The organism is Streptomyces longispororuber (assembly GCF_014656095.1).
Lineage (GTDB): Bacteria > Actinomycetota > Actinomycetes > Streptomycetales > Streptomycetaceae > Streptomyces > Streptomyces longispororuber.
In genome coordinates, this window is record NZ_BNBT01000087.1 from 15,295 (window position 1) to 35,923 (window position 20,629).

Sequence of the window (20,629 nt, forward strand, 5' to 3'; positions counted from 1 at the left end):
TGTGGGTGAGGGAGTTGTCCACAACTGCCGGGTAGCGCACCAAGATCCACACGCGCCGGCCGGACTCGCGAGCGTTGATGTCGGAGGTGGTGCCGACATGAACGCACGGAGCGCACTCGGCAAGTACGGCGAGGACCTGGCCGTCCGGCGACTCGCCGACGCCGGTATGACCGTCCTGGACCGCAACTGGCGCGGTGGCAGGACAGGGGAGATCGACATCGTCGCCCGGGACGGCGACGCGCTGGTCGTCTGCGAGGTGAAGACCCGCAAGGCGGCCTCCTTCCAGCATCCGATGGCCGCGCTGACGCCTGCCAAGGCCGAGCGGCTGCGCGGCCTGGCCGAGCGCTGGGTCCAGGAGCACGGCGGAGCGCCACCGGGCGGCGTGCGGATCGACCTGATCGGCGTCCTGCTGCCCGAGCGCGGCGCACCCGTGGTGGAGCACGTGCGGGGGGCGGCCTGATGGGATTCGCGCGTACGTGCTCGGTGGCCCTCGTCGGGGTCGAGGGCGTCGTCGTCGAGGTGCAGGCCGACCTGGAGCCGGGCGTCGCGGCGTGCACGCTCGTCGGGCTGCCGGACAAGAGCCTCACGGAGAGCCGCGACCGGGTCCGGGCGGCCGTCGTCAACTCGGGCGGCGAATGGCCGCAGAAGAAGCTCACGGTCGGCCTGAGCCCCGCGTCCGTCCCCAAGGGCGGCAGCGGCTTCGACCTCGCGGTGGCGTGCGCCGTCCTCGGCGCCTCCGAGCGGATCGACCCCCGGGTCCTCGCCGACATCGTCATGATCGGCGAACTGGGCCTCGACGGCCGGGTGCGGCCGGTGCGCGGTGTCCTGCCCGCCGTCCTCGCGGCAGCCGACGCCGGGTACGAACAGGTCGTCGTGCCCGAGTGCACGGCGGCCGAGGCCACCCTGGTCCCCGGCGTCTCCGTCCTCGGCGTCCGCAGCCTGCGCCAGCTCATCGCCGTCCTCACCGACGAGCCCGTGCCGGACGAGACGCCGGACGACACCGGACGCCCCGATCCCCTGATGGCGGGCCTCAGCCTGCCAGGAGCCGGGCTCGGCGTGGACGTGAGCGGCGGCCGGGCGGCGGCTGACGACCACCGCCACGACCTGGCGGACGTGGTGGGCCAGATCTCCGCGCGGACGGCTATCGAGGTGGCGGCCGCCGGGGGACACCACGTCTTCCTCCAGGGGCCACCGGGCGCGGGCAAGACGATGCTCGCCGAACGGCTGCCCACGATCATGCCCAGGCTGACCAGGGAGGAGTCCCTGGAGGTGACGGCGGTCCACTCGGTCGCGGGCATGCTGCCGCCGGGCAAGCCCCTCGTGGACGTCCCGCCGTTCTGCGCGCCCCACCACTCCTCGACCATGCAGTCGCTCGTCGGCGGCGGCAAAGGCATCGCCCGCCCAGGAGCGGTGTCCCTGGCCCACCGAGGAGTGCTCTTTTTGGACGAGGCGCCGGAATTCAGCAGCCACGCGCTCGACGCGCTGCGGCAGCCGCTGGAGTCCGGGTACGTCGTCATCGCCCGCAGCGCCGGGGTCGTACGGCTGCCGTCCCGGTTCCAGATGCTCCTGGCGGCCAACCCCTGCCCGTGCGGCCGCTTCAGCTTCACCGGCAACGCCGCCTGCGAGTGCTCGCCCCCCAGCATCCGCCGCTACCAGTCCCGGCTGTCCGGCCCGCTCCTCGACCGGGTCGACCTGCGGGTCGAGGTGGAGCCCGTCACGCGTTCCGAGCTGACGGCGGCGGGCACGCGGGGCGAGACCACCCGCGTCGTGGCCGAGCGGGTGCGGGAGGCCCGCGACCGAGCCGCCGCCCGCTACCGGGACACGCCATGGCGGACGAACAGCGACGTCCCCGGCCATGAGCTGCGCACCCGCTGGCACGCCGTGCCTGGCGCGATGACCGAGGCCGAGAGCAGCCTGGAGCGCGGCACGCTGACCGCCCGCGGCCTGGACCGGGTGCTGCGGGTCGCCTGGACCGTCGCGGACCTGGCGGGCCACGACCGCCCCGACGAGACGGACGTGGCCCTCGCCCTGCAACTGCGCACGGGGGTGCCCCGCGGGGTGCCCATGGTGCTCGGGGCCCGGCCGTGAGCCCGGAGCCGGAACGGGAGGGGCTGCCCGCCCCGGCTCCGGGCCCGGCCTCGGCTCCAGGCCGGGCCTCGGCACCAGGCCCGGCCTCGGCTCCGGCGTCCCCGGCCTCGCCCCGCGCGGCCTGCGCCTCGGAAGGCCCACCGGGTCCGGCTCGGCGCTCGGAACCGGCTGCGCCCCCGGAACCGGCTGCGCCCCCGGAGCCACCACCGCGCCCGCGGTGCGATCCGTCCGCCGTCCCCGCACCCGACGAGGAACGGCTCGCCCGGGTCGCCCTGACCCGGGTGCTCGAACCGGGGGACGCCGTGGGCGGCTGGTGGCTGCGGGAGTGGGGGGCCGTCGCCGTGCTGCGGCGGCTCCAGGACGGGGCGGCGACGCTGCCCGGGGTGAGTGCCCGGCGCTGGGAGGGCCTGCGGGCGCGGGCCGCCCGGACGCGCGCCGGACAGGACCTGGAGGTGGCCGCGGCGGCGGGGGCACGGTTCGTGACGCCCCAGGACACGGAGTGGCCCGCGCAACTGGACGACCTGGGGGACGCGCGGCCCGTCGGCCTCTGGGTGCGGGGGCGGCCGTCGCTGCGCATCTGGGCGCTGCGTTCGGTCGCCGTCGTGGGCGCCCGGGCGTGCACGGAGTACGGGGCGCACATGGCGGCGAGCCTCGGCGCGGGCCTCGCCGAGCGCGGTTGGGTGGTGGTGTCCGGCGGCGCGTACGGCGTGGACGGCGCGGCGCACCGGGGCGCGCTGGGCGCGGACGGCGCCACCGTGGCCGTGGTGGCGTGCGGAGTCGACCGGCCCTACCCCCGCGGACACGCCCAGTTGCTCGGCAGGATCGCCGAACAAGGGCTCGTGGTGGGGGAGTTGCCTCCCGGCGACCACCCGACGCCGAGCCGGTTCATCCTGCGGAACAGGGTCATCGCCGCCCTCACCCGGGGCACGGTCGTGGTGGAGGCGGCCTACCGCAGCGGGGCCCTGGTCACGGCGCGAGCCGCGCGGGACCTCGGGCGGTTCACGATGGGGGTGCCCGGGCCCGCCACCAGCGGCCTCTCGGCGGGGGTGCACGAACTGCTGCGCGGGGACGCGGTGCTCGTCACGGACGCCGCGGAAGTGGTGGAGCTGGTCGGGGACATGGGCGAGCTGGCCCCGCGGCGGCGCGGCCCCGTCGTGCCGCGCGACCTGCTGGGCCCCGGCGCCGCCCGGGTCCTCGCGGCGCTGCCCGCCCGGGGCGGCGCGGCCGTGCCGGACATCGCGCGGGAGGCCGGCACCAGCGCGGACGACGCGGTCGCCAGGCTGTACGAGCTTCGCTCCCTCGGGTTTGTCGAACGGCTGGGCGACGGCTGGCAGTTGACACGCCAGGCGTTTCCGTCCGCCATTCCGGAGGGGGGTGATGCGTGACGGTGCGTGTTCCGCCGGATGGATGACGGCGTGGCGCCCGCCTGACGGCCGCGTGAATCGGTGCAGTTGGCGCCTTAGATCCATTACGCAGAGCGACCACGGCGGACCGCCCGGACGTAAAGCGGAACGTATCTGCGTACGCCCGATCCCATACTCTTCGCTCACCGCGACACTTCAGTCACGCTACGCTCACAACGAATCCGGTGCAGACAGGCAATCAGACGGACAACCCCACCCACTCCACGCAAACCACCACCGCACCAGTTCCGGCAACCTCCCAGGTTCACGGCAGAACGGCTCAAGGCGACGTATGCCCCAGCACACCTCCGGGTCCGACCGGGCGGCAGTTCCCCCCGCCGCCCGAAGCGGCGAGCAGGAGCGGCGGCCCCCCGCGCCCTCGTCGCTGGACGAGCTGTGGCGGTCGTACAAGGCGACGGGTGACGGGCGGCTGCGCGAGCAGCTCATCCTGCACTACTCGCCCCTGGTCAAGTACGTCGCGGGCCGGGTGAGCGTGGGGCTGCCGCCCAACGTCGAGCAGGCGGACTTCGTGTCGTCCGGGGTCTTCGGGCTCATCGACGCGATCGAGAAGTTCGACATCGAGCGGTCCATCAAGTTCGAGACGTACGCGATCACCCGCATCCGCGGGGCGATGATCGACGAGTTGCGGGCGCTGGACTGGATCCCCCGGTCGGTGCGGCAGAAGGCGCGCAACGTGGAGCGGGCCTACGCCACCCTGGAGGCGCGGCTCAGACGCACCCCCTCGGAGAGCGAGGTCGCCGCCGAGATGGGCATCCCGATCGAGGAACTGCACGCGGTGTTCAGCCAGTTGTCCCTGGCCAACGTCGTCGCCCTGGAGGAGCTGCTGCACGTCGGCGGCGAGGGCGGCGACCGGCTGAGCCTGATGGACACGCTGGAGGACACCGCCGCCGACAACCCGGTCGAGGTCGCCGAGGACCGCGAGCTGCGCCGGCTGCTCGCCCGCGCCATCAACACGCTGCCGGAGCGGGAGAAGACCGTCGTCACGCTCTACTACTACGAAGGCCTCACCCTCGCCGAGATCGGCAACGTGCTCGGCGTGACCGAGAGCCGGGTCAGTCAGATCCACACCAAGTCGGTGCTGCAGCTCCGGGCGAAGCTGGCCAGTTTCGGCCGCTGAGCACGCTGAATCGTCCCTTCCCGGCCCCCGCTCCCGGCCGCCGCCCCGCCTCGACGCGCCCTCGCCGCCGGGCGGAATGCCTGCTTGGCGGACTCCCCCGGCGCGAGGGGCGTCCGTACAGTGGAGGCGTGCCAAGGATTCGAGCGGCCTCTGTGGCCGAGCACCGGTCGATGCAGCGCGGCGCCCTGCTGGACGCCGCGCGCACCCTGCTGTCCGAGGGCGGTACGGATGCGCTGACGTTCCCCGCGCTCGCCGAGCGCACGGGCCTCGCGCGGTCGTCCGTCTACGAGTACTTCCGCTCCCGCGCGGCCGTCGTCGAAGAGCTGTGCGAGGTCGACTTCCCCGTCTGGGCGGCGGAGGTCGAAGCGGCGATGAAGCGGGCCGAGACGCCCGAGGGCCAGGTCGAGGCCTATGTGCGCCAGCAGCTCGCCCTGGTCGGGGACCGGCGGCACCGGGCCGTCGTCGCCATCTCCGCGAGCGAGCTGGACGCCGGCGCCCGGGAGAAGATCCGGGCCGCGCACGGAGGCCTGGTGGCCATGATCGTGGAGGCGCTCGGCGCCCTGGGGCACCAGGAGCCCCGGCTCGCGGCCATGCTGCTCCAGGGCATCGTGGACGCCGCGGTACGGCGGATCGAGCTGGGCGTGGCCGAGGAACCCGAGGCCATCACGGAGGCGGCCGTGGCTATGGCCCTACGAGGCGTCCAGGGCTGACCCCCACCTCCCGGGCTTCCGGGGCCCTCCCTCCCTCACCCCCCTGGGCCTGCCTGATGACTGATCGTGTGGTGGGTCGTGTGATCCGGCACGCGAGGCGGTTCAGGGTCTACCCCCCCGCCAGCCCAGCGGCCTCCCTCCATCACCTGCACACCCCCCGCCCAAGGCACCTTCAGGGCCCCGGAACCCCCGCCCAACGGCAGCAGCCGTGACGGCCCTCCTCCCAGCAGCCAGGGCGGCAGCAGGCCCAGCGGGTTCAGGTACGTGTCCGCGCGGCGGAGGCCCCAGTGGAGGCAAGGCGTGGGGCAGTGGTAGCGGGCCGTGGGTTCCACGGTGCCGAGGACGTCGCCCGTAGTGACCTCGGTGCCCTTGCGGACCGACGGACGTACCGGTTCGTAGGTCGTGCGCAGGGGCGGGTTGCCCGTGGCCCGCAGTTCCACCGCGATCACGCCTCGGCCCGCCACCCGGCCCGCGAAGGAGACGCGGCCGGGCGCCACCGCCCGTACGGCGGAGCCCGGGGGTGCGGCCAGGTCCACACCCCGGTGGCCAGGGCCGTAGGCGGTCGCCGGAGGTTCCCACCCCCGTACGACCAGGGGGCGCAGGCCCACCGGCCAGACGCCGCCCACTGCGGGCGGTGCCGCGCCGGACCCGTCGGCGAAGGGCGGCGGGCCCGCGACTGCGCGGGTGGCGGAGGGCGGCGGCCCTGGGTTCGCGCGGGCGATCAAAGGCGGCGGCCCCGGCGCCGCGTGGGCGGGGAGGGGCAGGAGGAGCGTGAGGAGTGCGAGGGCGGCGAGGGTCAGTGCCGGGGACAGGGGGCGGTGTGCGTGTGACATGCGAGAACGGTCCCGCCAGCGGGGCGGTTCGTGGGGATCATGGCCGGGAACGGTGGACTACCCGTCGGTTGTGGACAGCGGCGTCACCCGGCGCCTCGCGGGTCCCGTACACTTCATGTGGCGATCCGGGCCACCGGGTCGACTTCGCACGCCCCGGCACCGGGCTCTCGCAGCCGCCGGTGTCAGCGCCTTTCGGTCCCGCACGCGAGTGCGTGGCACGGCGCGCGGCAGGGCGTCAGGAAACAACCGAGAAAACACCAAGGAGTACGGCCATGGCCGTCGTCACGATGCGGGAGCTGCTGGAAAGCGGCGTCCACTTCGGTCACCAGACCCGTCGTTGGAACCCGAAGATGAAGCGCTTCATCTTCACGGAGCGCAACGGCATCTACATCATCGACCTGCTCCAGTCGCTGTCGTACATCGACCGCGCCTACGAGTTCGTCAAGGAGACCGTCGCCCACGGCGGCACGGTCATGTTCGTCGGTACGAAGAAGCAGGCGCAGGAGGCCATCGCCGAGCAGGCCACCCGCGTCGGCATGCCCTACGTCAACCAGCGCTGGCTGGGCGGCATGCTCACCAACTTCTCGACCGTCTACAAGCGCCTGCAGCGCCTCAAGGAGCTTGAGGCCATCGACTTCGAGGACGTGGCCGCCTCCGGCCTCACCAAGAAGGAGCTGCTGGTCCTCTCCCGCGAGAAGGCCAAGCTGGAGAAGACCCTCGGCGGTATCCGCGAGATGCAGAAGGTGCCCAGCGCCGTCTGGATCGTGGACACCAAGAAGGAGCACATCGCCGTCGGCGAGGCGCGCAAGCTGAACATCCCGGTCGTCGCGATCCTCGACACCAACTGCGACCCCGACGAGGTCGACTACAAGATCCCGGGCAACGACGACGCGATCCGCTCCGTCACCCTGCTCACCCGCGTGATCGCCGACGCCGTCGCCGAGGGCCTCATCGCCCGTTCCGGCGTCGCCACCGGTGACTCCAAGCCGGGCGAGAAGGCCGCGGGCGAGCCGCTCGCCGAGTGGGAGCGCGACCTGCTCGAGGGCGAGAAGAAGGCCGACGAGAAGCCCGCCGACGAGAAGCCCGCCGACGAGAAGCCCGCCGAGGAGGCCAAGGCCGAGGACAAGCCCGCCGAGGCCCCGGCCGCGGACGCCGCTGAGCAGGCCTGACCTCAGCATCGGACGCTGACGGCGGGGGCTCGCGCCACGAGCGCGGCCCCCGCCGTTCACCCGTAGATCTTCGACTCCAGGAAAGACTTCCGAGAATCATGGCGAACTACACCGCCGCCGACGTCAAGAAGCTCCGCGAGCTCACGGGCGCCGGCATGATGGACTGCAAGAAGGCGCTCGACGAGGCCGAGGGCGACGTCGAGAAGGCCGTAGAGGCGCTGCGCATCAAGGGCCAGAAGGGCGTCGCCAAGCGCGAGGGCCGCTCCGCCGAGAACGGCGCGATCGTCTCCCTCATCGCCGACGACAACAGCTCCGGTGTCATCGTCGAGCTGAAGTGCGAGACGGACTTCGTCGCCAAGGGCGAGAAGTTCCAGTCCGTGGCCGACGCCATCGCCGCGCACGTCGCCAAGACGAACCCGGCCGACATCGAGGCGCTGCTCGCCTCCGAGATCGAGGCCGGCAAGACCGTGCAGGCCTTCGTCGACGAGGCCAACGCCAACCTCGGCGAGAAGATCGTCCTGGACCGCTTCGCGCAGTTCGCCGACGGCTACGTCACCGCGTACATGCACCGCACGATGCCCGACCTGCCCCCGCAGATCGGTGTCCTCGTCGAGCTGGACAAGCAGACCGACGAGGCCGCCGCGGTCGCCAAGGGCGTCGCCCAGCACATCGCCGCCTTCGCGCCGAAGTACCTCTCCAAGGAGGACGTCCCGGCCGAGGTCGTCGAGGCCGAGCGCCGCGTCGCCGAGGAGACCACCCGCGCCGAGGGCAAGCCCGAGGCCGCCCTGCCGAAGATCGTCGAGGGTCGCCTCAACGGCTTCTTCAAGGACGCCACCCTCCTGGGCCAGCCGTACGCCCTCGACAACAAGAAGTCGGTCGAGAAGGTCCTGCAGGAGGCCGGTGTCACCCTGAAGCGCTTCGCGCGCATCAAGGTCGGCATCTGAGTCCGTACCACGATCCGCGGCGGACCCCGCTAGGGTCTACCGCGATCGCCCGCGCGCGCAGCGGCGCGCGCGTCGGCCGTGACGCCGTCCCTGAGGGCCCCCGAGAGCGACGGGTGCCCCCGCGGGCGGCGGACGGCCGCAAGAACTGACGAGGAGGCCATTGCCGAGCATGGGATGAAACACCACCCCACCGGCAATGGCCTCTTCGTATGTGCACCACAAGGAGAACTCCATGACCAAGGCCGACACCAAGACTGACGACGGCAAAGTGGCCGGGCGCTTCCTGCTGAAGCTCTCCGGCGAGGCGTTCGCCGGAGGCGGCGGCCTCGGCGTCGACCCCGATGTGGTGCACAAGATCGCCCGTGAGATCGCGGCCGTCGTGCGGGACGGCGCGCAGATCGCCGTCGTCATCGGCGGCGGCAACTTCTTCCGCGGCGCCGAGCTCCAGCAGCGCGGCATGGACCGGGCCCGCTCCGACTACATGGGCATGCTCGGCACGGTCATGAACTGCCTCGCCCTGCAGGACTTCCTGGAGAAGGAAGGCATCGACTGCCGCGTGCAGACCGCCATCACCATGGGCCAGGTCGCCGAGCCGTACATCCCGCTGCGCGCCGTGCGCCACCTGGAGAAGGGCCGCGTCGTCATCTTCGGCGCCGGCATGGGCATGCCGTACTTCTCCACCGACACCACCGCCGCCCAGCGCGCCCTGGAGATCGACGCCGAGGCCCTGCTCATGGGCAAGAACGGCGTCGACGGGGTCTACGACTCCGACCCGAAGAAGAACCCGGACGCGGTGAAGTTCGACTCCCTCGGCTACGGCGAGGTCATCACCCGCGACCTCAAGGTCGCCGACGCCACCGCCATCACGCTGTGCCGGGACAACAAGCTGCCCATCCTGGTCTTCGAGCTGCTCGCCGAGGGCAATATCGCGCGGGCGGTCAAGGGTGAGAAGATCGGCACGCTCGTCGGCGAGCAGCACACCCGGGCCTGAGCCGACGACGTCCTTCCCCGTACGGGGCTCCGTCGGGCCCCACGGGGGCCGCGGGGCCCGTAGGGGCCTCGGGGGGCCCTTCGAGGGGATGGACAAAGCCCTGCCGGTCGGACACCGTGCAGGAAAGAGACGCGACGCAGCCGGCCGATCCATGGAAGCCGGGCCTACTCACAGACACGCAGGAGCAAGTGGTGATCGAAGAGACCCTCCTCGAGGCCGAGGAGAAGATGGAGAAGGCCGTCGTGGTCGCCAAGGAGGACTTCGCCGCGATCCGCACCGGCCGTGCGCACCCGGCGATGTTCAACAAGATCGTGGCCGACTACTACGGCGCGCTGACGCCGATCAACCAGCTCGCCTCGTTCTCGGTGCCCGAGCCGCGCATGGCGGTCGTGACGCCGTTCGACAAGAGCGCGCTGCGCAACATCGAGCAGGCGATCCGGGACTCCGACCTCGGCGTCAACCCGAGCAACGACGGCAACATCATCCGGGTGACGTTCCCCGAGCTCACCGAGGAGCGCCGCCGCGAGTACATCAAGGTCGCCAAGGGCAAGGCCGAGGACTCGAAGGTGTCGATCCGCTCGGTGCGCCGCAAGGCCAAGGACGCCCTCGACAAGGCGATCAAGGACGGTGACATCGGCGAGGACGAGGGCCGCCGCGCCGAGAAGGACCTCGACGACCTCACCGCCAAGTACGTCACCCAGGTCGACGAGCTGCTCAAGCACAAGGAAGCCGAGCTGCTCGAGGTCTGACCCGTGGGGTCCGACCGTGTCGAGCGACGTCTGATCTAGGTCTGAGGAATCCGATTCCGTGAACGACACTTCCTGGGGGGCGCCGTCCAGAGCCGGGTACTGGGGGGCGCCCGACCAGGGCCCGGTCCAGGGTGCTGCCCCGGTGGGTCCCGCACACGATGCGCACGCGCTGAATCCGTCAGAGACTCAGCCCATGCCCATCGTTCCCGACGTAGCCGCGAGCGGCGGACACCAGGACGACGACCGGGGGGCTGCTCAGTCGAGCGGCCCCCTGTTCCGTGACGAGACCGCGCCCGCGGCGCGGCCGGCGCGCGCAGCGCACGCGGCGCACTCTCCGAACCCCGCGCAGAAGCCGCAGGAGCCCATGACCGGCGCACCACAGCCCGCCCCCGCCGCCCCGCAGAAGAAGAGCGCGGGCCGCGACCTCGGGGCGGCCATAGGGGTCGGGGTGGGACTCGGCGCGGTCATCGTCGCGTCGCTGTTCATCAAGAAGGCGGCCTTCGTCGGCGTCATAGCGGTCGCCGTCGTGGTCGGCCTGTGGGAGCTCACCTCCCGCCTCCAGGAGCGCAAGGCCATCAAGGCGCCGCTCGTGCCGCTCGCGGTCGGCGGCGCGGCGATGGTCGTCGCCGGGTACGTGCGCGGCCCCGAGGGCGCCTGGGTGGCCATGGCCCTCACCGCGCTCGCGGTCCTCGTCTGGCGCATGACCGAACCGCCCGAGGGCTACCTCAAGGACGTCACGGCGGGCGTCTTCGCGGCCTTCTACGTGCCGTTCCTCGCCACCTTCGTGGCCTTGATGCTCACCGCCGACGACGGGCCCTGGCGCGTCTTCGTCTTCCTGCTGCTGACCGTGGTCAGCGACACCGGGGCGTACGCGGTCGGCTGGCGGTTCGGCAAGCACAAGCTGGCACCGCGGATCAGCCCCGGCAAGACCCGCGAGGGCCTGCTCGGGGCGGCCGCCTTCGCCATGGCGGCGGGCGCGCTGTGCATGCACTTCCTGATCGACGACGGCACCTGGTGGCAGGGCGTCCTGCTGGGCCTCGCGGTCGCGGCCTCCGCGACCCTCGGCGACCTCGGCGAATCCATGATCAAACGCGACCTCGGCATCAAGGACATGGGCACCCTCCTGCCGGGCCACGGCGGAATCATGGACCGCCTCGACTCCCTGCTGCCCACGGCCCCGGTGGTGTGGCTGCTGCTGGTGACGTTCGTCGGGTCGGGGTGATCCCCGGCGCCGGCGCCGCATCTCGGCGCCGGGCGCCTCGTACGGCGATCAGACTCGTGTGACCTGCGGTTTCGCAGGAGAGAGGCCCGTTGTCCACAGGCGGCGGGCCTCTCGTCGCATCTCTGGGACAATGGAAGCATCATGCCCAAGCCCGGAGAACTCACTTTCGTCGCCCCCCGCGGAGCCAAGAAGCCGCCGCGGCATCTCGCTGATCTTTCGCCCGCGGAGCGGAAGGAGGCTGTCGCCGCCATCGGGGAGAAGCCGTTCCGCGCCAAGCAGCTCTCGCAGCACTACTTCGCGCGGTACGCGCACGACCCCGAGCAGTGGACGGACATTCCGGCCGGTGCGCGGGGCAGGCTGCAGGAGGAGCTGCTGCCGGAGCTGATGAGTGTCGTGCGGCACATCAGTTGTGACGACGACACCACCCGCAAGACGCTGTGGCGGCTGTTCGACGGCACGCTCGTGGAGTCCGTGCTCATGCGCTACCCGGACCGGGTGACCATGTGCATCAGCTCCCAGGCGGGCTGCGGCATGAACTGCCCGTTCTGCGCCACGGGCCAGGCGGGCCTGGACCGGAACCTCTCGACGGCCGAGATCGTGCACCAGATCGTGGACGGCATGAGGGCGCTGCGCGACGGCGAGATCCCGGGCGGCCCGGCGCGGCTCAGCAACATCGTCTTCATGGGCATGGGCGAGCCGCTCGCCAACTACAACCGGGTCGTGGGCGCCATCCGCCGCCTCACCGACCCCGAGCCCGACGGCCTGGGGCTGTCGCAGCGCGGCATCACCGTCTCCACGGTCGGCCTGGTGCCCGCCATCCACCGCTTCGCCGACGAGGGCTTCAAGTGCCGCCTGGCGATCTCGCTGCACGCGCCCGACGACGAGCTGCGCGACACCCTCGTCCCGGTGAACACCCGCTGGCAGGTCCGCGAGGTCCTCGACGCCGGCTGGGAGTACGCGGCGAAGTCCGGGCGGCGCCTGTCCATCGAGTACGCCCTCATCCGCGACATCAACGACCACGCGTGGCGCGGTGACCGCCTCGGCCGCCTGCTCAAGGGCAAGCCGGTGCACGTCAACCTGATCCCGCTGAACCCGACGCCCGGCTCGAAGTGGACGGCCTCCCGCCCCGAGGACGAGAAGGCCTTCGTGGAGGCCATCGCCGCCCACGGCGTGCCGGTCACGATCCGTGACACCCGCGGGCAGGAGATCGACGGGGCGTGCGGGCAGCTCGCCGCGGCCGAGAGGTAGTCTTGGCGGCGTACTGACATCTGCATATTCCGACAGGGGAGCGCCACAGCGCTGAGAGTGCGGCACCGGCCGCAGACCCTCTGAACCTCGCCCAGGTCATTCTGGGTAGGAAGTTCGGTCACCACTCAAGCTGTTGCGCCCTGCCCGGGCCCGGCCGGCCGTCGGCCGTCGGTGCCCCGGGCGGGGCCGCGTCTCTTCCTGGTCCCCTCCAGGAGGATCGAACTCACGTGAGCACCACCAAGAAGGCCACGGTCACCGCGCTCGCGGTGGGCCTCGGGCTCGTCGCCGTCTCCGCGTGCGGCTCCGGCTCCGACAGCGGCTCCGGCGCGGACTCCAAGAGCGTCACGCTGGTCAGCCACAGCTCCTTCAACGTCTCCAAGGACGTCCTGAAGGACTTCGAGAAGAGCTCCGGCTACAAGGTCCGCGTCCTCAAGGACGGCGATGCCGGGCAGGCCGTCAACAAGGCCATCCTGACCAAGGGCAACCCGCAGGGCGACGTCTTCTTCGGCGTCGACAACACGCTGCTCTCGCGCGCCCTCGACAACGGCCTCTTCCAGCCGCACGAGGCGCGGGACGCGGACCTCGTCCTGCCGGAGTACCGGCTGCCCGAGGGCGAGCGCCGCGTGACGCCCGTCGACAGCGGCGACATCTGCGTGAACTACGACAAGAAGTACTTCGCCGACAAGAAGCTCGCCCCGCCGAAGACCTTCGACGACCTGGTCAAGCCCGCGTACAAGAACCTCCTTGTCACCGAGAACGCCTCCACGTCCTCGCCCGGCCTCGGCTTCCTGCTCGGCACCGCCGCGCAGTACGGCGACGACGGCTGGCAGGGCTACTGGAAGAAGCTCAAGGCCAACGGCGTCAAGGTCGTCGACGGCTGGGACCAGGCCTACAACCAGGAGTTCTCCGGCTCGGCCGGCGGGAGGAAGGCCAAGGGCGACCGCCCGCTCGTCGTCTCCTACGCCTCCTCGCCGCCCGTCGAGGTGCTGTACGCCAAGCCGCGGCCCAAGGAGGCGCCGACCGGCGTCGCCACCGGCACCTGCTTCCGGCAGATCGAGTACGCGGGCCTGCTCAGCAACGCCAAGAACCCCAAGGGCGGCAAGGCGCTGCTCGACTTCCTGTCCGGCAAGCGGTTCCAGGACGACATGCCGCTGCAGATGTTCGTGAACCCCGTGCGGGAGGCCGCGCAGGTGCCCGAGCTGTTCCGGGAGTACGGCGTCGAGATCGACGAGCCGGAGACCATGGCGCCGAAGAAGATCGCCGAGAAGCGTGAGCCGTGGGTCAAGTCGTGGACCTCGCTCGTCCTGAAGTGACCCGGACGTGAAGAAGGGTGCCGAAGGGACCAGGGCCCCGGACGGCGCGGCCGGACCGCCGGTCCGTCGCGGGCGGGGGCTGCCGCTGCCGCGGGGCGGGGTGGCGCGGCTCGGCCTGATGGCCCTGCCCGTCGCGTTCTTCGCGGTGTTCTTCGCCTACCCGGTCGCCGCGATCGTCGCGCGCGGTCTCAAGGTCGACGGCGCCTGGCGGTTCGGGCGCATCGCCGACGTGCTCGGGCAGTCCGACATCCAGCACGTGCTGTGGTTCACCACCTGGCAGGCGCTCGCCTCGACCGGGCTCACCCTCCTGCTCGCGCTCCCCGGCGCGTACGTCTTCGCGCGCTTCGACTTCCGGGGCAAACAGGTGCTGCGCGCGGTGGTCACCGTGCCGTTCGTGCTGCCGACCGTCGTCGTGGGCACCGCCTTCCTGGCGCTGATCGGGCGTGGCGGGCTCGTCGACGAGCTGTGGGGGGTGCGCCTGGACACCACCGTCTGGGCGATCCTGCTCGCGCACGTCTTCTTCAACTACGCCGTCGTCGTGCGCACCGTCGGCGGCCTGTGGGCGCAGCTCGACCCGCGCCAGGAGGAGGCCGCCCGGGTGCTCGGGGCCTCCCGGGCGCGGGCCTGGCGGACGGTGACGCTGCCCGCGCTCGGGCCCGCGGTGGCGGCCGCCGCGCTGATGGTGTTCCTGTTCACGTTCACGTCCTTCGGCATCGTGCAGATCCTCGGCGGACCCACGTACGCGACGCTGGAGGTGGAGATCTACCGGCAGACGGCCAACCTGTTCGACCTGGCGACGGCGGCCGTGCTGACCCTCGTGCAGTTCGCCGCCGTCGGCGTGGTCCTCGCCGTGCACGCCTGGACCGTGCGCCGGCGCGAGAGCACGCTCCGGCTCGTCGACGCCGCCACGACGGCGCGCCGGCCGCGCGGGGCCGGGCAGCGCGGGCTGCTCGGGTTCGTCCTGCTCACCGTGGCCGCGCTGATCGTGCTGCCGCTCGGCGTCCTCGTCCAGCGCTCCCTCGACACCCCCGAGGGCTACGGCTTCGCCTACTACGAGCAGCTCACCTCGACGGACGGCGGGGCGTTCCTGGTCCCGCCGATCGACGCGATCTGGAACTCGCTCCAGTACGCCGTCGTGGCCACCGCCATCGCCCTGGTCGTCGGGGGGCTCGCGGCGACGGCGCTCACCCGGCGCGCGGGCCGGCTCGTGCGCGGCTTCGACGCGCTGCTCATGCTGCCGCTCGGCGTGTCCGCCGTGACCGTCGGCTTCGGCTTCCTCATCGCCCTGGACGAGCCGCCGCTCGACTTGCGGGCGTCGTGGTTCCTGGTGCCGCTCGCCCAGGCCCTCGTCGGCGTACCGTTCGTCATCCGTACGATGCTGCCGGTGCTGCGCGCGGTGGACGGGCGGCTGCGCGAGGCGGCGGCCGTGCTCGGGGCCTCGCCGCTGCGGGCCTGGCGGGAGGTGGACCTGCCGCTGGTGCGGCGGGCGCTGCTCGTCGCGGCCGGGTTCGCCTTCGCGGTGTCGCTCGGCGAGTTCGGCGCGACGGTGTTCATCGCGCGGCCCGACAACCCGACGCTGCCGGTCGCGGTGGCCACGCTCTTCGGGCGCCCCGGGGACCTCAACTACGGGCAGGCGATGGCCCTGTCCACGATCCTCATGGTGGTGTGCGCCGTCTCGCTGCTGCTCCTGGAGCGGGTGCGCACGGACCGTACGACGGGAGAGTTCTGATGACCGCCACGGCCCCCGCGGCGAGTGGACCGGGCCCGCTGCTGCGGCTCGACGGGGCCACCGTGCGCTTCGGCGCGCGGGCCGTGCTCGACGCCGTCGACCTCGCCGTCGCCGAGCACGAGATCGTGTGCGTCCTCGGGCCCAGCGGCAGCGGCAAGTCCACGCTGCTGCGCGCGGTCGCCGGGCTCCAGGCGCTCGACGCCGGGCGGATCGCCCTGGCCGGGCACGACCAGGCCGGGGTGCCCGCGCACCGGCGGGGCGTGGGCCTGATGTTCCAGGACCACCAGCTCTTCCCGCAGCGTGACGTGGCCGGCAACGTGGCCTTCGGGCTGCGCATGCGCAAGGTGCCGCGCGCCGAGCAGGCCCTGCGGGTCGCGGAACTCCTCGACCTGGTGGGGCTCCCCGGCGCCCAGAAGCGGGCCGTTTCCGCGCTGTCGGGCGGCGAGCAGCAGCGGGTCGCGCTCGCGCGGGCGCTCGCGCCCCGGCCGCGGCTGCTGATGCTCGACGAGCCGCTCGGCCAGCTCGACCGCTCGCTGCGGGAGCGCCTGGTCGCCGAGTTGCGGGAGCTGTTCCAGGAGCTGGGCACGACGGTGCTCGCCGTCACGCACGACCAGGGCGAGGCGTTCGCGCTCGCCGACCGGGTCGTGGTGATGCGGGAGGGCCGCATCGCCCAGTCCGGCACGCCCCTGGAGGTGTGGCGCAGGCCCGCCGACGAGTTCGTGGCGCGCTTCCTCGGCTTCGACAACGTGGTCGACGCGACGGTCACCGGGGGCAGCGCCGAGACCGTGTGGGGCAAGGTGCCGGTGCCGCAGGGGACCGCGGACGGGCGGTGCCGGCTGCTCGTACGGCCCGCCGGTGTGCGCCTCACGGGCGCGGACGACGGGCTCGCGTGCGTCGTGACGGGGCGCACGTTCCGCGGGACGCACGTCGCCGTGCGCCTGGAGCCCACCGGTGGCGAGGGCGCGCCCCGCCTGGAGGCCGCGTGCGGGCTGCGGGACGCGCCGGAGCCGGGCGCGCGCGTGGGGGTGCGCTTCGCGGTGGAGGAAATCGTGGTGCTGCGGCCGGGGGCGGCGTCCTAGGGTCGGACGCATGACGATCCTCCCGTACGAGCGTTACCGCACCGAAGTCGCCGCGCAGTTGGGGGCCCTGCGGACGACCCTGGACGGCGCCGACCTGTCGGTGACCGTGCCCACGTGCCCCGACTGGACCCTCGACCGCCTGGCACGGCACGTCGGGGGCGCCGTGCGCTGGGTCGACCTGCACGTGCGCACGCGGACGAAGGAGAACATCCCCGAGTCGGAGGTGCCCGGCTTCCACGGCCCCGAGGAGGGCGGCGCGGCCGCGCTGGACGCGTGGCTGGCCGAGACGGCGGAGATGTTCGACGCGACGCTGCGCGGCGCCGACGCGGACACGCCGGTGTGGTCCTGGACGGGTGAGGCCACCGCGGGCTTCTGGGCGCGGCGGATGACGCACGAGGTGGCGATCCACCGCGCGGACGCGGCGATCGCGGCCGGCGTCCCGTACGAGGTCGCGCCGGAGGTGGCCGCCGACGCCATCGACGAGTGGCTGGACATCGTACGGTTCGTGCAGCGCGTGGCGGCGGACGAGCGGGCGGTGGCGCTGCGCGGCGACGGGCGGACGCTGCACCTGCACGCCACGGACGCCGGGCCGGAGCTGGCCGCGGAGTGGACCATCACGCTCGGTCCGGACGGGGTGTCCTGGGAGCGCGCGCACAGCAAGGCGGACGTCGCGCTGCGCGGGCCGCTGACGGAGGTGCTGCTGGCGTTCTACCGGCGGCGGTCGGTGGACTCCGGCCGGGTGGAGGTCCTCGGCGACCGGGAACTCCTGGAGTTCTGGCTGGAGCGGGCCTCGTTCGGCTGAGGCCCGCGGCGCACCGGGGGGCGTGGTCAGTCCGACAGGGCAGCCAGCGCCCCCGCCGCCTCCGCCACGGTGTCCACCAGGGTGACGCGGCGGGCCATCGGGCGGTCCTTCGCCAGGGCCTGGAGCAGGGGCCAGGCCGGGAGGCGGGTCGTCCAGTGCTCCCGGTCCACCAGGACCATGGGGGTGGGCTCGCCGCGCGACTCGTAGTAGTTGGGCGTCGCGTTGTCGAAGATCTCCTGCACCGTCCCGGCGGCGCCGGGCAGGAATATGACGCCCGCGTTGGAGCGGGCGAGCAGCCCGTCCTCGCGGGTGGCGTTGGCGAAGTACTTGGCGAGGTGGGAGGCGAACGCGTTCGGCGGCTCGTGCCCGTAGAACCACGTGGGGATGCCGACCGAGTCGCCGCCGGACGGCCACCGCTCCCGCACGGCGAAGGCGGCCCGCGCCCACTCGGTCACCGACGGCGTGAACGAGGGCGCCTTGGCGAGGAGTTCCAGCGCCTCGTCCAGGACGGCGTCGTCGTACGGGGCGGTGTACGCGCCGAGGTTCGCCGCCTCCATGGCACCGGGACCGCCGCCGGTGGCCACCGTGAGCCCGGCGCGCGCGAGGGAGCGTCCGAGCCGGGCCGCGCCCGCGTACGCGTCCGTGCCCCGGGCCATCCGGTGGCCGCCCATGACGCCCACGACCCGCTCGCCGTGCAGGAGTTCGTCGAGCGCGTCGGAGACGGAGTCGTCGTGGACGGCGCGCAGCATGGAGGCGAAGACGTCGCCGTCGGCCTTGGTGCGCTGGAACCAGGCGTACGCCCGGGCGTCCGGGGTGGCGTCGTAGCCGCCGTCGGACAGGCCCGCGTACAGGTCGCCGGGCGTGTAGAGCCGGGCGCGGTAGGGGTCGAAGGGGAGGCCTGGCACGGGCGGGAAGACCAGCGCTCCCGAGGCGCGGACCCGGGCCGCCGCGTCCGGGTGCATCGGGCAGCCCAGGAAGACGGCGTCGGTGGTGTCGACCGTGAGCAGCGCGTCCGTACGGTCCGTCAGGTCGACGGCCTGGACGCGGTGTCCGGCGAGGGAGCCGCGTCCGGCGACGACCTCGTCGAACTCGGCGAGCGTCTCGATCTCGTGGTCGCCGGGGTGCGGGACGGGTGCCGCGGGGTCGCCGGGGCGCGGGGCGGATGCTTCGGAGGGAGGCATCCGCCCATGCTAGGCACCCGGGCGGGGGAGGGGGGCCTCAGCCCTGGACCTCCGCCGGGTCCATCCACATGACCTCCCAGGTGTGGCCGTCGAGGTCGTCGAAGGAGCGGCCGTACATCGAGCCGTAGTCCTGGGTGCGGCCGGCCGTGCCGCCCGCCGCGACCGCCTTGTCGGCGAGCTCGTCGACCTTCTCGCGGCTCTCCGCGCTCAGACACAGCAGCACCTCGCTGGTCTTCGTGGCGTCGGCGATCTCCTTGCCCGTGAACTCCTGGTAGCGCGGCTTGGCCAGCAGCATCGTGATGATGGTGTCGCTGATCACGACGCAGGCGCAGTCGTCCGTCGAGAACTGCGGGTTGATGGTGTAGCCGAGCTCCGTGAAGAACTTCTTGGAGGCCTCGACGTCGGCGACGGCCAGGTTCACGAAGATCATCTGCTGGGGCATGGGGTGTCTCCCGCGGTGCGTAGCGTGTACGTGGTGGCTTACGCAGGGGTAGACGGGCGGGGGCGGCGGAAGTCATCGCCGGGGGCGAAAGTTTTTTCGGCGCCGTCGGAACGGGCGTGGGGCGGCGCCCGTCGCCGCCCCTCTCGCTTGAGGCGTCGTCCGAGGTTCGTTCCTCTTCCGTCCGGGGCCGGTGTCGTCCCGTACCCGTCCGGGGTCGGTGCCGCCGCGCACCCGTTCCGGGCCCGGGCCCGGAACGGGCAACCTCAGCGGGTCAGGGGCATCGCCGCCAGCTCCGCCACCAGCCACGTCAGCGGGGCGAAGACGACGAGGAGCGCGCCCGTGCGCAGGGCCGCGCAGCCGCGCAGCACGGAGGCGGGGGCGCCCAGGCGGGTCAGCGCCTCCTGGACGCCGGTGCGGGAGCGGCGCCCCTCGGCGGCGGCGGTGGCCAGGGTGAGCACGGCGCAGCCCGCGACGAGGAGCGCCCCGAGCGTGCTGAACGGGCCGACGTCGGCGGGGCCGCCCGCGGTGTGCAGGGTGCTCAGCGCGTACGTGCCGGACGCCACCGCGCACACCACGCCGAGCGGCTGCCCGAGCCGCCGGGCCTCGCGCATGAGGACGCGCCCCGCGAGCAGCCGCAGCGCGCCGGGCCGCGCCGTCTGGAGGAGGTGGCCGCAGAGGTAGGTGAGGCCGGGCCCGGCGAGGGCGAGGCCCACCGCGGTGAGGACCCAGCCGGCCAGCACCCCGGCCGGGCTGCCGCCGGCGCCGGGCAGGGACGTGCCCGCGGTGGCGCCGCTGCTCGCGTACGCCTCGACGGCGAGCCCGCCGGCCAGCAGGGCGATGCCCCACGGCACGCCGCCGAGGGCGCCCGGCGGGGCGTCGGGGTCGGGCGGCTCCGCGCCCGGCTTGGGGCGGCGCGGGCGCAGGGTGAGCGCGGTCGTGACGGACGCGACCAGCGGTACGAGCACGAGCAGGGTGAGGGTGGCGGCCACCGGCAGCGGCCGGCCGGCGCCGAGCGCACCGGCGGCCGCGCCGTCGAACGGCAGGCCGGCCAGGTCGCCGCGCAGGTGGAGGAAGCAGAGCAGGGCCGCCGCGGAGCCGAGCGTGCAGGCCACCGCCGTGGTCATGGCGGAGAGGACCATGAGCCGGCCGGGGCCGAGGCCGACGGAGGCGAGCCCGGGGCGCGGCTTGGTGCCGGGGTCGGTACGGGCCACGGTGACGGCGAAGTACACGGTGGCGGCGAGCGGCAGCGCGCACCAGGCCAGGCGCAGCACGGAGCCGGTGGAGCCGGGGTGGGCCAGGGCGTGGCCGAGCGCGCACAGGAGCAGGAACCCGGTCCCGGCGGACGTGGCGGCGACGAGCAGCCGCCGCAGCAGGACCAGCGGGTGGGCGCCGCGGACTAGACGGAGAGCGAGCACGTGGCCCGGCCTTCCGCGTCGGAGCCCCCGGCGGCACCGGCTGGTGCGGGGCCTTCGTCCCCGGGCGGTCGCGCGGCACCGTCCTCGGCGTCGGGCTGCGCGGGGGCGGGGGCCGCGGCGGACCGCTCGCCGCTGTCGACGGCGGGGCCCGTGGCGGAGACCCCGGCGGCGGG

The 20,629-nt window shown here is 73.2% G+C and carries 19 protein-coding genes and 1 pseudogene; 15 read left to right on the forward strand and 5 right to left on the reverse strand.

Features of this window, described 5'->3' with window-relative positions; translation table 11 throughout:
* Positions 1-97 precede the first annotated feature (97 nt).
* From IE330_RS24085 to IE330_RS24105, 5 genes are all read left to right on the forward strand, one after another.
* Positions 98-460 carry a YraN family protein gene (locus tag IE330_RS24085; protein ID WP_190138188.1) on the forward strand — a complete coding sequence of 121 codons (363 nt, stop codon included), beginning with the start codon at positions 98-100 and terminating at the stop codon, positions 458-460.
* Positions 460-2,088 carry a YifB family Mg chelatase-like AAA ATPase gene (locus IE330_RS24090; RefSeq protein ID WP_190138189.1) on the forward strand — a complete coding sequence of 543 codons (1,629 nt, stop codon included), beginning with the start codon at positions 460-462 and terminating at the stop codon, positions 2,086-2,088. The genes IE330_RS24085 and IE330_RS24090 overlap by 1 nt, the downstream gene beginning before the upstream one ends.
* Positions 2,089-2,360: 272 nt before the next feature.
* Complete coding sequence (gene dprA / locus IE330_RS24095) at positions 2,361-3,473, forward strand: DNA-processing protein DprA (protein WP_190138205.1); 1,113 nt, start codon at positions 2,361-2,363, stop codon at positions 3,471-3,473.
* A 310-nt stretch (positions 3,474-3,783) separates the two neighbouring features.
* On the forward strand, positions 3,784-4,629 hold the full coding sequence (gene whiG, locus IE330_RS24100; protein WP_190138190.1) for an RNA polymerase sigma factor WhiG: 846 nt from the start codon (positions 3,784-3,786) through the stop codon (positions 4,627-4,629).
* A 152-nt stretch (positions 4,630-4,781) separates the two neighbouring features.
* Positions 4,782-5,339: a TetR/AcrR family transcriptional regulator gene (locus tag IE330_RS24105; protein ID WP_190138206.1), complete on the forward strand. Its 558-nt coding sequence runs from the start codon at positions 4,782-4,784 to the stop codon at positions 5,337-5,339.
* A 35-nt stretch (positions 5,340-5,374) separates the two neighbouring features.
* On the opposite strand, the gene IE330_RS24110 is transcribed toward IE330_RS24105, so the two are convergent.
* Positions 5,375-6,172, reverse strand: coding sequence for a murein hydrolase activator EnvC family protein (locus IE330_RS24110; protein WP_229925879.1), 798 nt, complete (start codon positions 6,170-6,172; stop codon positions 5,375-5,377).
* A gap of 272 nt (positions 6,173-6,444) precedes the next feature.
* Between IE330_RS24110 and rpsB the strand changes: the two genes are divergently transcribed.
* The 10 genes from rpsB (at position 6,445) to IE330_RS24160 (ending at position 17,418) form a co-directional block, all read left to right on the forward strand.
* Positions 6,445-7,341 carry a 30S ribosomal protein S2 gene (rpsB, locus tag IE330_RS24115; RefSeq protein WP_190138191.1) on the forward strand — a complete coding sequence of 299 codons (897 nt, stop codon included), beginning with the start codon at positions 6,445-6,447 and terminating at the stop codon, positions 7,339-7,341.
* Between the two features lie 98 nt (positions 7,342-7,439).
* On the forward strand, positions 7,440-8,285 hold the full coding sequence (gene tsf / locus IE330_RS24120) for a translation elongation factor Ts (RefSeq protein ID WP_190138192.1): 846 nt from the start codon (positions 7,440-7,442) through the stop codon (positions 8,283-8,285).
* 232 nt (positions 8,286-8,517) lie between these two features.
* On the forward strand, positions 8,518-9,276 hold the full coding sequence (gene pyrH / locus IE330_RS24125; RefSeq protein WP_190138193.1) for a UMP kinase: 759 nt from the start codon (positions 8,518-8,520) through the stop codon (positions 9,274-9,276).
* 191 nt (positions 9,277-9,467) lie between these two features.
* Entirely contained in the window at positions 9,468-10,025 is a 558-nt protein-coding gene (frr, locus tag IE330_RS24130; RefSeq protein ID WP_190138194.1) for a ribosome recycling factor, read from the forward strand.
* A gap of 58 nt (positions 10,026-10,083) precedes the next feature.
* Positions 10,084-11,247: a phosphatidate cytidylyltransferase gene (locus IE330_RS24135; RefSeq protein ID WP_190138195.1), complete on the forward strand. Its 1,164-nt coding sequence runs from the start codon at positions 10,084-10,086 to the stop codon at positions 11,245-11,247.
* A gap of 141 nt (positions 11,248-11,388) precedes the next feature.
* Entirely contained in the window at positions 11,389-12,495 is a 1,107-nt protein-coding gene (rlmN, locus tag IE330_RS24140; RefSeq protein WP_190138196.1) for a dual-specificity RNA methyltransferase RlmN, read from the forward strand.
* A 227-nt stretch (positions 12,496-12,722) separates the two neighbouring features.
* Positions 12,723-13,808: a thiamine ABC transporter substrate-binding protein gene (locus IE330_RS24145; protein WP_190138197.1), complete on the forward strand. Its 1,086-nt coding sequence runs from the start codon at positions 12,723-12,725 to the stop codon at positions 13,806-13,808.
* Between the two features lie 118 nt (positions 13,809-13,926).
* On the forward strand, positions 13,927-15,537 hold the full coding sequence (locus tag IE330_RS24150; RefSeq protein ID WP_190138208.1) for an ABC transporter permease: 1,611 nt from the start codon (positions 13,927-13,929) through the stop codon (positions 15,535-15,537).
* Positions 15,537-16,616 (forward strand): ABC transporter ATP-binding protein, encoded by a 1,080-nt coding sequence (locus IE330_RS24155; protein ID WP_190138198.1) that lies wholly within the window; start codon positions 15,537-15,539, stop codon positions 16,614-16,616. The genes IE330_RS24150 and IE330_RS24155 overlap by 1 nt, the downstream gene beginning before the upstream one ends.
* 10 nt (positions 16,617-16,626) lie before the next feature.
* Positions 16,627-17,418, forward strand: a complete 792-nt coding sequence (locus IE330_RS24160; RefSeq protein WP_190138199.1) for a maleylpyruvate isomerase family mycothiol-dependent enzyme — start codon at positions 16,627-16,629, stop codon at positions 17,416-17,418.
* A gap of 26 nt (positions 17,419-17,444) precedes the next feature.
* Here IE330_RS24160 and IE330_RS24165 read toward each other — a convergent pair whose 3' ends face one another.
* The 4 genes and pseudogenes from IE330_RS24165 to IE330_RS39185 form a co-directional block, all read right to left on the reverse strand.
* On the reverse strand, positions 17,445-18,599 hold the full coding sequence (locus IE330_RS24165) for an LOG family protein (RefSeq protein ID WP_190138200.1): 1,155 nt from the start codon (positions 18,597-18,599) through the stop codon (positions 17,445-17,447).
* 37 nt (positions 18,600-18,636) lie between these two features.
* Positions 18,637-19,041: a VOC family protein gene (locus tag IE330_RS24170; protein WP_190138201.1), complete on the reverse strand. Its 405-nt coding sequence runs from the start codon at positions 19,039-19,041 to the stop codon at positions 18,637-18,639.
* Between the two features lie 263 nt (positions 19,042-19,304).
* The gene (locus tag IE330_RS24175) at positions 19,305-20,456 is read right to left on the reverse strand and encodes a hypothetical protein (protein ID WP_190138202.1); all 1,152 of its coding nucleotides are present in this window, start codon (positions 20,454-20,456) and stop codon (positions 19,305-19,307) included.
* Positions 20,438-20,629, reverse strand: a pseudogene (locus tag IE330_RS39185) (hypothetical protein); the annotation flags it as partial. The gene IE330_RS24175 and the pseudogene IE330_RS39185, both read right to left, overlap by 19 nt.

Bases quoted from the DNA above. Each gene is read 5' to 3' on its own strand.
- IE330_RS24085 (WP_190138188.1), top strand. From the start codon at position 98: ATGAACGCACGGAGCGCACTCGGCAAGTACGGCGAGGACCTGGCCGTC.
- IE330_RS24090 (WP_190138189.1), top strand. From the start codon at position 460: ATGGGATTCGCGCGTACGTGCTCGGTGGCCCTCGTCGGGGTCGAGGGC.
- whiG (WP_190138190.1), top strand. From the start codon at position 3,784: ATGCCCCAGCACACCTCCGGGTCCGACCGGGCGGCAGTTCCCCCCGCC.
- IE330_RS24110 (WP_229925879.1), bottom strand. From the start codon at position 6,172: ATGTCACACGCACACCGCCCCCTGTCCCCGGCACTGACCCTCGCCGCC.
- rpsB (WP_190138191.1), top strand. From the start codon at position 6,445: ATGGCCGTCGTCACGATGCGGGAGCTGCTGGAAAGCGGCGTCCACTTC.
- tsf (WP_190138192.1), top strand. From the start codon at position 7,440: ATGGCGAACTACACCGCCGCCGACGTCAAGAAGCTCCGCGAGCTCACG.
- pyrH (WP_190138193.1), top strand. From the start codon at position 8,518: ATGACCAAGGCCGACACCAAGACTGACGACGGCAAAGTGGCCGGGCGC.
- rlmN (WP_190138196.1), top strand. From the start codon at position 11,389: ATGCCCAAGCCCGGAGAACTCACTTTCGTCGCCCCCCGCGGAGCCAAG.
- IE330_RS24150 (WP_190138208.1), top strand. From the start codon at position 13,927: ATGGCCCTGCCCGTCGCGTTCTTCGCGGTGTTCTTCGCCTACCCGGTC.
- IE330_RS24155 (WP_190138198.1), top strand. From the start codon at position 15,537: ATGACCGCCACGGCCCCCGCGGCGAGTGGACCGGGCCCGCTGCTGCGG.
- IE330_RS24160 (WP_190138199.1), top strand. From the start codon at position 16,627: ATGACGATCCTCCCGTACGAGCGTTACCGCACCGAAGTCGCCGCGCAG.
- IE330_RS24165 (WP_190138200.1), bottom strand. From the start codon at position 18,599: ATGCCTCCCTCCGAAGCATCCGCCCCGCGCCCCGGCGACCCCGCGGCA.
- IE330_RS24170 (WP_190138201.1), bottom strand. From the start codon at position 19,041: ATGCCCCAGCAGATGATCTTCGTGAACCTGGCCGTCGCCGACGTCGAG.